The 12674-nt window shown below is 60.4% G+C and carries 10 protein-coding genes; 5 read left to right on the forward strand and 5 right to left on the reverse strand.

Translation table 11 applies throughout. The features are described from left to right. Positions 1–4: 4 nt before the first annotated feature. From AACY52_RS16900 to AACY52_RS16910, 3 genes are all read right to left on the reverse strand, one after another. The gene (locus AACY52_RS16900) at positions 5–1183 is read right to left on the reverse strand and encodes a VWA domain-containing protein (RefSeq protein ID WP_339560640.1); all 1179 of its coding nucleotides are present in this window, start codon (positions 1181–1183) and stop codon (positions 5–7) included. Continuing rightward, positions 1183–2028, reverse strand: coding sequence for a MoxR family ATPase (locus tag AACY52_RS16905; protein WP_003210690.1), 846 nt, complete (start codon positions 2026–2028; stop codon positions 1183–1185). The genes AACY52_RS16900 and AACY52_RS16905 overlap by 1 nt, the downstream gene beginning before the upstream one ends. Before the next feature lie 99 nt (positions 2029–2127). After that, positions 2128–3204 (reverse strand): DUF748 domain-containing protein, encoded by a 1077-nt coding sequence (locus AACY52_RS16910; RefSeq protein WP_339414884.1) that lies wholly within the window; start codon positions 3202–3204, stop codon positions 2128–2130. Positions 3205–3329: 125 nt separating this feature from the next. Here AACY52_RS16910 and cysK point away from each other — a divergent pair, with 125 nt between their 5' ends. Then, positions 3330–4304, forward strand: a complete 975-nt coding sequence (gene cysK / locus AACY52_RS16915; protein WP_339414883.1) for a cysteine synthase A — start codon at positions 3330–3332, stop codon at positions 4302–4304. A 109-nt stretch (positions 4305–4413) separates the two neighbouring features. Continuing rightward, positions 4414–5349, forward strand: coding sequence for an aspartyl/asparaginyl beta-hydroxylase domain-containing protein (locus AACY52_RS16920; protein WP_339414882.1), 936 nt, complete (start codon positions 4414–4416; stop codon positions 5347–5349). A gap of 64 nt (positions 5350–5413) precedes the next feature. Here the strand turns inward: AACY52_RS16920 and acnA are convergent, their stop codons facing one another. After that, the gene (acnA, locus tag AACY52_RS16925; protein WP_339414881.1) at positions 5414–8155 is read right to left on the reverse strand and encodes an aconitate hydratase AcnA; all 2742 of its coding nucleotides are present in this window, start codon (positions 8153–8155) and stop codon (positions 5414–5416) included. Between the two features lie 196 nt (positions 8156–8351). Here acnA and rlmM point away from each other — a divergent pair, with 196 nt between their 5' ends. Together rlmM and tusA are read left to right on the forward strand one after the other, a co-directional pair. Beyond that, positions 8352–9428 carry a 23S rRNA (cytidine(2498)-2'-O)-methyltransferase RlmM gene (gene rlmM / locus AACY52_RS16930; protein ID WP_339437149.1) on the forward strand — a complete coding sequence of 359 codons (1077 nt, stop codon included), beginning with the start codon at positions 8352–8354 and terminating at the stop codon, positions 9426–9428. Positions 9429–9584: 156 nt separating this feature from the next. Further along, positions 9585–9836 carry a sulfurtransferase TusA gene (tusA, locus tag AACY52_RS16935; RefSeq protein WP_339414879.1) on the forward strand — a complete coding sequence of 84 codons (252 nt, stop codon included), beginning with the start codon at positions 9585–9587 and terminating at the stop codon, positions 9834–9836. Here the strand turns inward: tusA and AACY52_RS16940 are convergent. Then, entirely contained in the window at positions 9833–11227 is a 1395-nt protein-coding gene (locus AACY52_RS16940) for an MATE family efflux transporter (RefSeq protein ID WP_339437150.1), read from the reverse strand. The two genes, tusA and AACY52_RS16940, sit on opposite strands and share 4 nt — an antisense overlap. 296 nt (positions 11228–11523) lie before the next feature. Between AACY52_RS16940 and pdxB the strand changes: the two genes are divergently transcribed. Next, entirely contained in the window at positions 11524–12666 is a 1143-nt protein-coding gene (gene pdxB / locus AACY52_RS16945; protein WP_339414877.1) for a 4-phosphoerythronate dehydrogenase PdxB, read from the forward strand. Positions 12667–12674: the final 8 nt, after the last annotated feature.

Here is a 12674-nt window from a genome sequence, read left to right on the forward strand (position 1 = left end):
CCGTTTATTTGGAGAGAAACCGCATCCCTTCTTCCAACCCCCGCAGGGTCAACGGATACATCTGATCCTCCACCAACTCCCGCACAATCCCCGTCGACGCCGTATACCCCCAGGTATCCTTCGGATACGGGTTAATCCAGATCAGCTTTTTGTACTTGGCCATGAAGCGCTGCATCCACACATAACCCGGCTCTTCATTCCAGTGCTCGACGCTGCCACCCGCCTGGGTAATCTCATACGGCGCCATCGACGCGTCGCCGATAAAGATCACTTTGTAATCGGCGCCATACTTGTGCAGCAGGTCCTGGGTTGCCGTGCGCTCGGACGTGCGGCGCAGGTTGTTCTTCCACACCGATTCGTACACAAAATTGTGGAAGTAGAAGTACTCCAGGTGTTTGAACTCGGTCTTGCACGCGGAGAACAGCTCTTCGCAGATTTTCACGTGGGCATCCATCGAGCCGCCGATGTCGAACAGCAGCAACAGCTTGATGGTGTTGCGTCGCTCCGGGCGCATTTGGATATTCAGCAGCCCGGCATCGCGGGCGGTGTGGTCGATGGTGCCGTCAATGTCCAGCTCTTCAGCCGCACCCTGGCGCGCGAATTTGCGCAGGCGGCGCAGGGCGATTTTGATGTTGCGCGTGCCCAGCTCGACCTGGTCGTCGAGGTTCTTGTACTCGCGCTGGTCCCAGACTTTCACCGCCTTGCCCTGGCGCTTGCCAGCATCGCCGACACGAATACCCTCGGGGTTGTAGCCGCCGGAACCGAACGGGCTGGTGCCGCCGGTGCCAATCCATTTGTTGCCGCCGGCGTGGCGTTCCTTCTGTTCTTCCAGGCGTTTCTTGAATTCCTCGATCAATTTGTCGAGGCCGCCGAGGGACTGGATCTGCGCGCGTTCCTCATCGCTCAGCGAGCGTTCGAATTCCTTGCGCAACCAGTCTTCGGGGATCAGTGCCTGCAGGTGGTCGTCGAGTTTTTCCAGGCCGTTGAAATACGCGCCGAAGGCGCGGTCAAACTTGTCGAAATGCCGTTCGTCCTTTACCAGGATTGCCCGGGCCAAGTAGTAAAACTCGTCCATGTCGGCGAAGGTCACGCGCTGTTTCAGCGCGTTGATCAGGTCGAGCAGCTCGCGCACCGACACTGGCACCTTGGCGGCGCGCATCTCGTTGAACAGGTTGAGCAGCATCAGCGATTACCGCGACGGCTCATGAACGCCAGACGCTCCAGCAACTGCACGTCTTGCTCGTTCTTCACCAGCGCACCGGCCAGCGGCGGGATGGCCTTGGTCGGGTCGCGCTCGCGCAGCACGGCTTCGCCGATGTTGTCGGCCATCAGCAGCTTGAGCCAGTCGACCAGTTCGGAGGTGGACGGTTTTTTCTTCAGCCCGGGTACTTTGCGCACGTCGAAGAACACGTCCAGCGCTTCGCTGACCAGGTCTTTCTTGATGTCGGGGTAGTGCACATCGACGATCTTTTGCAGGGTGGTGCGGTCGGGGAAGGCGATGTAATGGAAGAAGCAGCGGCGCAGGAACGCGTCCGGCAGCTCTTTTTCGTTGTTGGAGGTAATGATGATGATCGGGCGCTTCTTCGCCTTGATGGTCTCATCGATTTCGTAGACGTAGAACTCCATCTTGTCGAGTTCTTGCAGCAGGTCGTTGGGGAACTCGATGTCGGCCTTGTCGATTTCATCGATCAGCAGGATTACCCGCTCTTCGGACTCGAAGGCTTCCCAGAGCTTGCCCTTCTTCAAGTAGTTGCGCACGTCGTGCACCTTATCCACGCCCAGTTGCGAGTCGCGCAGGCGGCTGACCGCGTCGTACTCGTAGAGGCCCTGATGGGCCTTGGTGGTGGACTTGATGTGCCAGGTGATCAGTTTGGCGCCGAAGGATTCGGCCAGTTGCTCGGCAAGCATGGTCTTGCCCGTGCCAGGCTCGCCCTTGACCAGCAACGGTCGCTCCAGGGTGATGGCGGCGTTGACGGCCAGTTTCAGGTCGTCGGTGGCAACGTAGGCCTGGGTGCCTTCGAACTTCATCGGTGTTTCCTCGAATTCATCAATGGCCGGACTATACCGCGCAGCCCTGGCGACTGTGAACGCAGACAGGCTATTCAGTCTCTGAATGGTCAGTCAGGCCTAGTCCGCCGAGGGCTTGGGCTGTTCATATCGTGCATTGAATGCCTGGATGAATCCATTACGCAAAATCGAGATAAAGGCCGAGAACGCGCTGACATCTTGCTGGTGCACGCTGCCACTGAGCTCGACGCGGCTGGCGAACTGGTTTTTGCTCTGGTTTTTCAGCACTGTTTCACTGGCGCCGACCACGGCTTCCCAGATCGAGCGGAAGACGTTCTTGTCCTTGTTCTCCACGTCCTGCTTCCAGTCGAACACTTCCACGTTGCGCAGCAGCGGTTTGATGTAACCCGTCAGTTGGCCTTTTTCGGCCTGGGCTTCGATCACCACGTCGCCGGTGCCGGCCTTGAAGTCGAACTTGCCGTAGGCCGAGGCGAAGTCATTCATGCGCTTGAGCTGCAGGTCGCGAGCGCGGAAGCGGAACTCGAATTCTTCAAAGTCGCTCAGCGGATCAAACGTCGCCGTGGCCTCCAATGGCGCCTGGCCTTGCAGCAAGGCCTTGCCTTCGAAGCGCGCGTCGCGCTTGCCTTTGACGTCCACCACGTTGGTGAGGTTGTAGAAACTGGCATTGACCGAGGTGGTGTTGATGTTCACCGGCGGTTTGGAATTGAAGTTGTGGAACGAAATCTTGCCGTCTTCAATGCGCATTTCATTCAGGGTGATCGGCAGCAGTTTTCTCAACTGTTCCTGCCAGTCGGTGCCTTCACCCGTCTGTGACGCCTGCTTGTTGGCGCCGCCGTCGACGAAGTTGAGCTCCGGCTTGACGAAATGCCCCTCGGCGACCACCGCATGGTCGTACCACAACGAGTGCCAGCTCACGGCAAATTCGATCAACGGCGCGTTGACGAACGGTACGGGCACCTTGCCGTCGACCTTGACGATCTTCAGGCCATTGATGCGATAGGCACCGCGCCACAACGCCAAGTCCACATCAGTGACTTCGCCACGGTAGTCCCCCATGTCGGCGAGCTTTTCATTCAAATAGTTGCGCACCAGATAGGGCAGCGCGATGTTCAAGGCAACCAATACCACCACCAGCCCGGCGACGGTCCATAGCGGCCAACTGTAACGACGTTTCATGGTGCAGATCTCCTTGCAGTTAGGAGGTTGACTGTTTTGAATGCGCCAACGTTCCTCCGACTGGACGCTTCGAGAGGTGAGGCATACCCTTGGGGCTTTCTGGAAACTGCCAAATAGGACCCGTCATGAGCCGTATCTTTGCAGACAACGCGCACTCCATCGGTAATACGCCCCTGGTTCAGATCAACCGTATCGCACCGCGTGGCGTGACCATTCTGGCCAAGATCGAGGGGCGTAACCCAGGTTACTCGGTGAAATGCCGCATTGGCGCAAACATGATCTGGGACGCTGAAAGCACCGGCAAACTCAAGCCGGGCATGACCATTGTCGAACCCACCTCCGGCAACACCGGCATCGGCCTGGCGTTTGTCGCCGCTGCACGTGGCTATAAATTGCTGCTGACTATGCCGGCGTCCATGAGTATCGAGCGGCGCAAAGTGCTCAAGGCCCTGGGGGCCGAATTGGTGCTGACCGAACCGGCCAAGGGCATGAAGGGCGCTATCGAAAAGGCTGGCGAAATCGTCGCCAGCGATCCGGCCACTTATTTCATGCCGGCTCAATTCGAAAACCCGGCGAATCCGGCGATCCACGAAAAAACCACCGGCCCGGAAATCTGGAATGACACCGATGGCGCCGTGGACGTGCTGGTCGCGGGCGTGGGTACCGGCGGCACCATCACCGGCGTGTCGCGCTATATCAAGAACATTCAGGGCAAGCCGATTCTGTCGGTGGCCGTCGAGCCAATCGTGTCGCCGGTGATCACCCAGGCGCTGGCCGGTGAGGAAATCAAGCCGAGCCCGCACAAGATTCAGGGCATCGGCGCCGGTTTCGTGCCGAAAAACCTCGACCTGTCGATGGTCGACCGGGTGGAGCTGGTCACCGACGACGAATCCAAGGCCATGGCCCGGCGTCTGATGCAGGAAGAAGGGATTCTGTGCGGCATCTCCTGCGGCGCCGCGATGGCCGTGGCGGTGCGCCTGGCCGAGAAGCCGGAAATGCAAGGCAAGACCATCGTGGTGATTCTGCCGGACTCCGGTGAGCGTTACCTGTCGAGCATGCTGTTCAGCGATTTGTTTACCGAACAGGAAAACCAGGCTTGATGTGAATCAGCGCAGGTAAGCTAGGCCTTCTGCATACTGGCCCAAATGTTTATCATGGCCGGCTGCTACGTCTGCTGTTGGCCAGGCGCTTATTTCCAGGAGTTGCTGCATGACCTTTTCTTTGGCCGCCAAACTGTCGGTGTTGCTGTTGTTTATTGGCAGCACGCTGTATGTGCACCTGCGCGGTAAGGCCCGTTTGCCGATGTTGCGCCAATTCGTCAACCATTCGGCGCTGTTCGCTCCGTATAACGCCTTGATGTACCTGTTCTCGGCGGTGCCGTCCAAACCGTACCTGGACCGCAGCAAGTTCCCGGAACTGGACGTGCTCAAGGACAACTGGGAAGTGATCCGCGAAGAGGCCATGCACCTGTTCGACGAGGGTTACATCCGCGCTGCCGAAAAGAACAACGACGCTGGCTTCGGGTCGTTCTTCAAGAAGGGCTGGAAGCGTTTCTACCTCAAGTGGTACGACAAACCCCTGCCGTCGGCCGAGGCACTGTGCCCGAAAACCGTAGCACTGGTGAGCAGCATTCCTAACGTGAAAGGCGCGATGTTCGCGCTGTTGCCTGGCGGCAGCCACCTCAACCCGCATCGCGACCCGTTTGCCGGCTCGCTGCGTTACCACCTGGGGTTGTCCACGCCGAATTCCGACGCCTGCCGGATCTTTGTTGACGGCGAGGAATACGCCTGGCGCGACGGTGACGACGTGATGTTCGACGAAACCTACGTGCACTGGGTCAAGAACGAAACCGAGCAGACCCGTGTGATTCTGTTCTGCGACATTGAGCGGCCGCTGAGCAACCGCGTGATGACCCGCGTCAACCGCTGGGTCAGCAAGCAGTTGGGCCGCGCGACTGCACCGCAGAACCTGGATGACGAGCGGGTGGGTGGGATCAACCAGGCGTATGCCTGGAGCAAGACGTTCAGTGACACGTTCAGCGGTGTGGTGAAGCAGTGGAAGCGCAAGCATCCCAAGGCGTACCGGATTGCCCGGCCGGTGTTGGCGGTCGTCGTGCTGGTGCTGCTGTGGAAGTGGCTGTTCTGATCGGAACGCGGTCAAAAATGTGGGAGGGAGCAAGCCCGCTCCCACATTTGATCTTCAGCGTTTGTTAGGACGCGATCAGTTGGCGCAGTACGTAGTGCAGAATGCCCCCCGCCTTGAAGTATTCCACTTCATTCAACGTATCAATCCGGCACAGCACCTCTAGCTTCTCTGTACTGCCATCCTCCCGCGTAATCACCAGCGTCAGGTTCATGCGCGGCACGATCTCTGTCTCCGTCAGCCCAAGAATGTCGACCTGCTCCTTGCCCGTCAGCTTCAGCGACTTGCGGTTCTGGTCCAGCTTGAACTGCAGCGGCAACACGCCCATGCCCACCAGATTGGAGCGGTGAATGCGTTCGAAACTCTCGGCAATCACGGCCTTCACACCCAGCAGGTTGGTGCCTTTGGCCGCCCAGTCACGGCTTGAGCCTGTGCCGTATTCCTGGCCGGCAATCACCACCAGCGGCGTGGCCGAAGCCTGGTATTTCATCGCGGCGTCGTAGATCGGCATTTTCTCGCCGGTAGGGATATACAGCGTATTACCGCCTTCCTCGCCGCCGAGCATTTCATTGCGGATGCGGATGTTGGCAAAGGTGCCGCGCATCATCACTTCATGGTTGCCTCGGCGTGAGCCATAGGAGTTGAAGTCGCGTGGCTCCACGCCTTGTTCGCGCAGGTAACGGCCTGCAGGGCTGTCGGTTTTGATGTTGCCGGCGGGGGAGATGTGGTCAGTGGTGACCGAGTCTCCCAGCATCGCCAGCACATTCGCGCCTTTGACGTCCTTGATCACCGGCAGAGGCCCGGAAATATCGTCGAAGAATGGCGGGTGCTGGATGTAGGTGGAGTCTTTCTGCCACACGTACGTCGCGGCTTGCGGCACTTCAATCGCTTGCCACTGTTCGTCACCGGCAAACACTTCGGCGTATTCCTTGTGGAACATCCCCGTGGTGACTTGAGCGACGGCGTCGGCAATTTCCTGGCTGGTGGGCCAGATGTCTTTCAGATAGACCGGATTGCCCGCTTGATCGTTACCCAGCGGTTCGCTGCTGATATCGATACGCACGGTGCCGGCCAGGGCATAAGCCACGACCAGGGGCGGTGACGCCAGCCAGTTGGTCTTGACCAGCGGATGCACGCGGCCTTCGAAGTTGCGGTTGCCGGAGAGCACCGACGCTACGGCAAGGTCAGCTTTCTGGATGGCTTTCTCGATCGGCTCGGGCAACGGCCCGGAGTTGCCGATGCACGTGGTGCAGCCGTAACCCACCAAGTCGAAGCCGAGTTTATCCAGATAGTGGGTCAGACCTGCGGCCTTGTAGTAATCAGTGACCACCTTGGAGCCCGGGGCGAGCGAGGTTTTCACCCAAGGTTTTCGGGTGAGGCCCTTTTCCACAGCCTTTTTCGCCACCAGCCCGGCCGCCATCATCACACTGGGGTTGGAGGTGTTGGTGCAGGAGGTGATCGCGGCGATCACCACGGCACCGTTTTTCAGGCGGTAAGTGTGGCCGTCGTATTCGTAGTCGGTTTCGCCCACCAGGTCGGCATTGCCCACGGCAACCCCGCCGCCGCCTTCGCTTTCGAGGCGACCTTCTTCCTTGTTGGTGGGTTTGAACTGCAGGTCGAGGAAGTCGCTGAATGCCTGGCCGACATTTGGCAGCGACACTCGGTCCTGTGGGCGTTTTGGCCCGGCGAGGCTGGCTTCGACGCTGCCCATGTCCAGCGCCAGGCTGTCGGTGAATACCGGCTCCTGGCCGGCATTGCGCCACAGGCCCTGCGCCTTGGTGTAGGCCTCAACCAGTTTTACGGTTTCCGTAGGTCGGCCAGACAAGCGCAGGTAGTCCAGCGTTACCTCATCCACCGGGAAAAAGCCGCAGGTGGCGCCGTATTCCGGGGCCATGTTGGCAATGGTGGCGCGGTCGGCCAACGGCAGGTCGGCCAGACCATCGCCGTAGAACTCGACGAATTTACCCACCACGCCTTTCTTGCGCAGCATCTGGGTCACGGTCAGCACCAGGTCGGTGGCGGTGATGCCTTCCTTCAATTTGCCGGTGAGCTTGAAGCCGATCACTTCCGGGATCAGCATCGACACCGGCTGGCCGAGCATCGCAGCCTCCGCTTCGATCCCGCCCACGCCCCAGCCGAGTACGCCGAGGCCGTTGATCATGGTGGTGTGGGAGTCGGTGCCGACCAAGGTGTCGGGGAAGGCGTAGGTGCGGCCGTCTTCGTCCTTGGTCCACACGGTGCGGCCGAGGTATTCGAGGTTGACCTGGTGGCAGATGCCAGTGCCCGGTGGCACCACGCTGAAGTTATCGAAGGCGCTCTGGCCCCAACGCAGGAAGGCGTAGCGTTCGCCGTTGCGCTGCATCTCGATGTCGACGTTTTGCTCGAAGGCGTCGGCGTTGCCGAACTTGTCGACCATCACCGAGTGGTCGATCACCAAATCCACCGGCGACAGCGGGTTGATACGCTGCGGGTCGCCACCGGCCTTGGCCACGGCGGCGCGCATGGCGGCCAGGTCGACCACGGCGGGCACACCGGTAAAGTCTTGCATCAACACCCGGGCGGGGCGGTACTGGATCTCACGGTCGGACTGACGCTCCTTGAGCCAGGCGGCAATAGCCTTGAGGTCGGTGCCAGTGACGGTCTTACCGTCTTCCCAGCGCAGCAGGTTTTCCAGCAGCACCTTGAGCGACATCGGCAGCTTATCCAGGTCGCCCAAGCGCTTGGCGGCTTCGGGCAGGCTGAAGTAGTGGTAGGTTTTACTGTCTATTTCAAGAGTTTTAAGGGTACTCAGGCTATCAAGCGATGACATGACACGACTCCTTATGGTCCGCACGGCTACGGACCTGACGGGACGAACAGAGCTATCAACTTAGCCCTGTTTTCATTAGCAGGCTAATAACTGGACTCTATCGTTAAGTCCAAGGTTCCGAACTCCGTTATCATGCGCGGGTTTTCATGACAGGCATTGCGACAGCGCAACGTCGGTTGATTCACCAGGAGAGTTGATGAACACCCTTTTTATGCACTGCCGCCCGGGTTTTGAAAGCGAAGTCTGTTCCGAGATCGCGGACCTCGCCGCGCGCCTGAACGTTTCCGGCTATGCCAAGGCCAAGACCGGCAGCGCCTGCGCCGAATTTGTCTGCACCGAAGAAGACGGCGCTCAGCGCCTGATGCACGGCCAGCGCTTTGCCGAGCTGATCTTCCCAAGGCAGTGGGCGCGCGGGGTATTCATCGACCTGCCGGAAACTGACCGCATCAGCGTGATCCTCGCTCACCTGCAGGGTTTTCCGGTGTGCGGCAGCCTGTGGCTGGAAATGGTCGACACCAACGACGGCAAGGAACTCTCGAATTTTTGCAAAAAATTCGAAGTGCACCTGCGTAAAGCTTTATTGAACGCCGGCAAGCTGGTGGATGACCCGAGCAAGCCGCGCCTGCTGCTGACCTTCAAAAGCGGCCGTGAAGTGTTCATGGGCCTGGCCGAGCCGAACAACTCGGCCATGTGGCCGATGGGCATCCCGCGCCTCAAGTTCCCGCGCGACGCGCCAAGCCGCTCGACCCTCAAGCTGGAAGAGGCCTGGCACCACTTTATCCCCCGCGACCAATGGGACGAGCGCCTGCACGGCGACATGACCGGCGTCGACCTCGGCGCAGCGCCGGGCGGCTGGACCTGGCAACTGGTCAACCGCGGCATGCTGGTGACCGCCATCGACAACGGCCCCATGGCCGAAAGCCTGATGGACACCGGCCTGGTGCAGCACTTGATGGCCGACGGCTTTACCTTCGTGCCCAAGCAGCCGGTGGACTGGATGGTCTGCGACATCGTCGAGAAGCCTGCGCGTAACGCCGCGCTGCTGGAAACCTGGATCGGCGAGGGGCATTGCCGTGAAGCGGTGGTGAACTTGAAGTTGCCGATGAAGCAGCGTTACGCCGAAGTGAAGCGCTTGTTGGAGCGCATCGAAGACGGTTTCAAGGCGCGCGGCATTCGCGTGGAGATCGGCTGCAAGCAGCTGTATCACGACCGCGAGGAAGTGACCTGCCATTTGCGTCGGCTGGTGGAGGTGAAGAAAACCAAGGCCCGCTGAGCCCTTGAGGTGACTACAGGACCAATGTGCGGGCTTGCTCGCGAAAGCGGTATAACTGTCGAAATTTATGTTGAATGTGCCCGCGTGTTCGCGAGCAAGTCGACCCGTCGCACCGCCGCTCCCACAGGTTGAGCGGCGCCGTTTCAGGAGTGATGTATGAATCAGCCCCTCGATTTGCCCGTAGACGCTGTGCTGGACGCCACCGGCCTCAACTGCCCGGAACCGGTCATGATGCTGCACCAGCACATCCGCGACCTGCCGCCTGGCGGCTTGCTCAAGGTGATCGCGACCGACCCGTCCACGCGCCGCGATATCCCCAAGTTCTGCGTGTTTCTTGACCACGAACTGGTGGATCAGCAGGCGCTGGCCGGTACGTACCTGTACTGGATCCGCAAGAAGTCCGCTTAACCCCGCGCCTGGTCTGCGCGAATGCGCCGGCGTGCACTGCGCGCCAGGCGCACCAGCAACATCCCCGCCGCGCAGCTCAGGCCCACGATCAGCCCTTGCCACAAGCCGCTTGGGCCGCTCGGTGCGCCCAGCCAGTCGGTCAGGCCCAGGGCGTAACCCACCGGCAGCCCCACGCCCCAGTACGCGAACAAAGTCAGCACCATGGTCACCCGTGTGTCCTGATAGCCGCGCAATGCGCCTGCCGCCGTCACCTGGATCGAGTCGGAGAACTGGAACAGCGCGGCGAACACGATCAACGTCGAAGCCAAGTGAATGACCACCGGGTCCGGGGTGTAGATCGCCGCAATCTGCTCGCGAAACAGCAGCATCAGGCTGCAGGACAGGCAGGCGTAGGCCAGCGCCGTGCCCATGCCAACACCGGCGGCGAAGCGCGCTTCACGCGGTTTCCCGCGCCCCAGCGCCTGGCCCACGCGCACGGTGATGGCCATGCTCAAGGAGTAAGGGATCATGAACACCATAGAGCTGATGTTCAGCGCGATCTGATGACCGGACACCACCGTGGCGCCCAAGCCGCCAAGCAGCAGGGCGATCACCGCGAAGATGCTCGACTCGGCGAAGATCGCGATGCCGATGGGCAAGCCAATCCCCAATACGCGCTTGATGACCGCCCACTGCGGCCAATCGAAACGCTTGAACAGTTCGCTGCTCTGGTAGGCCGGGCCCCAACGGCTCCAGACGGCCAGGCCGAGCATCATCGCCCACATCGAAATGGCCGTGGCCCAGCCGCAGCCCACGCCCCCCATGGCCGGCAGGCCAAGGTGACCATAGATGAAGATGTAGTTCAGCGGAATATTCAGTGCCAGGCCGAACAGGCCCATGACCATGCTGGGCAACGTGCGGCCCAGGCCATCACTGAAACAACGCAGCACGTAATACAGCGCAATGGCCGGCATACCGGCGGCGATGCCATGCAGGTAGCCCATGGTGGGCGCGATCAGGTCCGGTTCAACCTTCATCGCATGCAGGATCGGCTCGGCGCAGAGCAGCAGCAGTGCGCCGATAATGCCGACCACCAAGGCCAGCCACAATGACTGACGCACCAATGGCCCGATTTCGCTGTAGTGACCCGCACCGTAGCGTTGGGCGACTTTCGGCGTGGTGGCCAGCAGCGTACCGCTCATGAGCAGGTAGACCGGAATCCAGATCGAGTTGCCCAGGCCCACCGCTGCCAGGTCCTGGGGGCTGACGCGGCCGGCCATCACCGCATCGACAAAGCTCATCGCGGTGGTGGCCAGTTGGCCGATCATGATCGGCAAGGCGAGTGTCAGCAGGCCGCCGACTTCCCGGGTGATGCGGACGGGGCGGCTGAGGATGGCGGTGGCAGTGTTCACGTGCAGATGTCCGATCAAGGTAAGCGCAAGGACCGTGGATTCTACGCATTGACGCATCGGTCAGGAAAAAACCTGTGTTAGCGATTTGTAAGCGATCTTCCCTGCACCGCAGATCTACTGGGGGAGCGGGTTTGCCCGCGATGCATACACCTCGGTGTATCAAGTACACCCAGTCGATGCGACCGCAGGCAAGCCACACACACAGAACGCCCTCAAGGCAGTTGATAGCACCGTCGATCTGCGATGGAACGCAGAGCGCTTCCCTGTACACTGCCGGTCCGCCAAAGGAGCCTGCCATGCTGATTGTTGCCGACGAAAATATTCCGCTGCTCGATGCATTCTTCCAAGGTTTTGGCGAGATTCGCCGCGTGCCCGGCCGTTCCATCGACCGCGCTACAGTCGAGCAGGCCGATGTATTGCTGGTGCGCTCGGTGACCAACGTCAACCGTGCCCTGTTGGTGGGCAGCAAGGTACGCTTTGTCGGTACCTGCACCATCGGCACCGATCACCTGGACCTCGACTACTTCAAGCAGGCCGGCATCCAATGGGCCAGCGCCCCCGGCTGCAATGCCCGTGGCGTTGTGGATTATGTGTTGGGCAGCCTGATGACCTTGGCTGAAATCGAAGGCGTCGACCTCAATCAGCGCACTTACGGCGTGGTCGGTGCCGGTGAGGTCGGTGGGCGGTTGGTGAAGGTGCTCAAGGGCCTGGGCTGGAACGTCCTGGTCTGCGACCCGCCACGGCAGATCGCCGAAGATGGCGATTACGTCAGCCTGGCGCAGATCATCGAGCAATGCGATGTGATCAGCCTGCACACGCCGCTGACCAAATCCGGCAACGGCTCTACCTGGCACCTGCTTGACCGCCAGCGCCTTGAGCAACTCAAACCCGGCACCTGGCTGATCAACGCCAGCCGTGGTGCAGTGGTGGACAACGCCGCCCTGCGCGAGGTACTGCTGGAACGCGAAGACCTGCAAGCGGTGCTGGATGTGTGGGAAGGCGAACCGCAGGTGGATGTCGACCTGGCTGACTTGTGTGTGCTGGCTACGCCGCATATCGCGGGCTACAGCCTGGAAGGCCGGCAGCGCGGCACGGCGCAGATTTATAAGGCGTTCTGTTCGCACTTGGGCCAGGAACCGGGTATTCAACTGAGCGACCTGCTGCCACCGTTGTGGCTGGACGAGGTGCATTTGAATGCATCGACCGATCCGGCCTGGGCGCTGACAACCCTGTGCCGCAGCGTGTACGACCCGCGCCGCGATGATGCGGATTTCCGCCGCAGCCTTGTGGGAACCGTGGAAGAGCAGCGCAAGGCTTTTGACCTGCTGCGCAAGCATTATCCCGCACGCCGAGAGATCGACGGTGTAAAGGTGCGAATCAATGGGGAGTCGATGGCGCTGGCCAGTATCGTTTCCGCATTGGGTGCGCAGACGATTTAAACGCCAAT

Source organism: Pseudomonas sp. EA_65y_Pfl1_P113, assembly GCF_963970525.1.
Lineage (GTDB): Bacteria > Pseudomonadota > Gammaproteobacteria > Pseudomonadales > Pseudomonadaceae > Aquipseudomonas > Aquipseudomonas tritici.

What these genes read in the sequence shown, in the direction of transcription:
- AACY52_RS16900 (WP_339560640.1), bottom strand. Translation starts at nt 1,183, where the DNA reads ATGCTGCTCAACCTGTTCAACGAGATGCGCGCCGCCAAGGTGCCAGTG.
- AACY52_RS16905 (WP_003210690.1), bottom strand. Translation starts at nt 2,028, where the DNA reads ATGAAGTTCGAAGGCACCCAGGCCTACGTTGCCACCGACGACCTGAAA.
- AACY52_RS16910 (WP_339414884.1), bottom strand. Translation starts at nt 3,204, where the DNA reads ATGAAACGTCGTTACAGTTGGCCGCTATGGACCGTCGCCGGGCTGGTG.
- cysK (WP_339414883.1), top strand. Translation starts at nt 3,330, where the DNA reads ATGAGCCGTATCTTTGCAGACAACGCGCACTCCATCGGTAATACGCCC.
- AACY52_RS16920 (WP_339414882.1), top strand. Translation starts at nt 4,414, where the DNA reads ATGACCTTTTCTTTGGCCGCCAAACTGTCGGTGTTGCTGTTGTTTATT.
- acnA (WP_339414881.1), bottom strand. Translation starts at nt 8,155, where the DNA reads ATGTCATCGCTTGATAGCCTGAGTACCCTTAAAACTCTTGAAATAGAC.
- rlmM (WP_339437149.1), top strand. Translation starts at nt 8,352, where the DNA reads ATGAACACCCTTTTTATGCACTGCCGCCCGGGTTTTGAAAGCGAAGTC.
- tusA (WP_339414879.1), top strand. Translation starts at nt 9,585, where the DNA reads ATGAATCAGCCCCTCGATTTGCCCGTAGACGCTGTGCTGGACGCCACC.
- pdxB (WP_339414877.1), top strand. Translation starts at nt 11,524, where the DNA reads ATGCTGATTGTTGCCGACGAAAATATTCCGCTGCTCGATGCATTCTTC.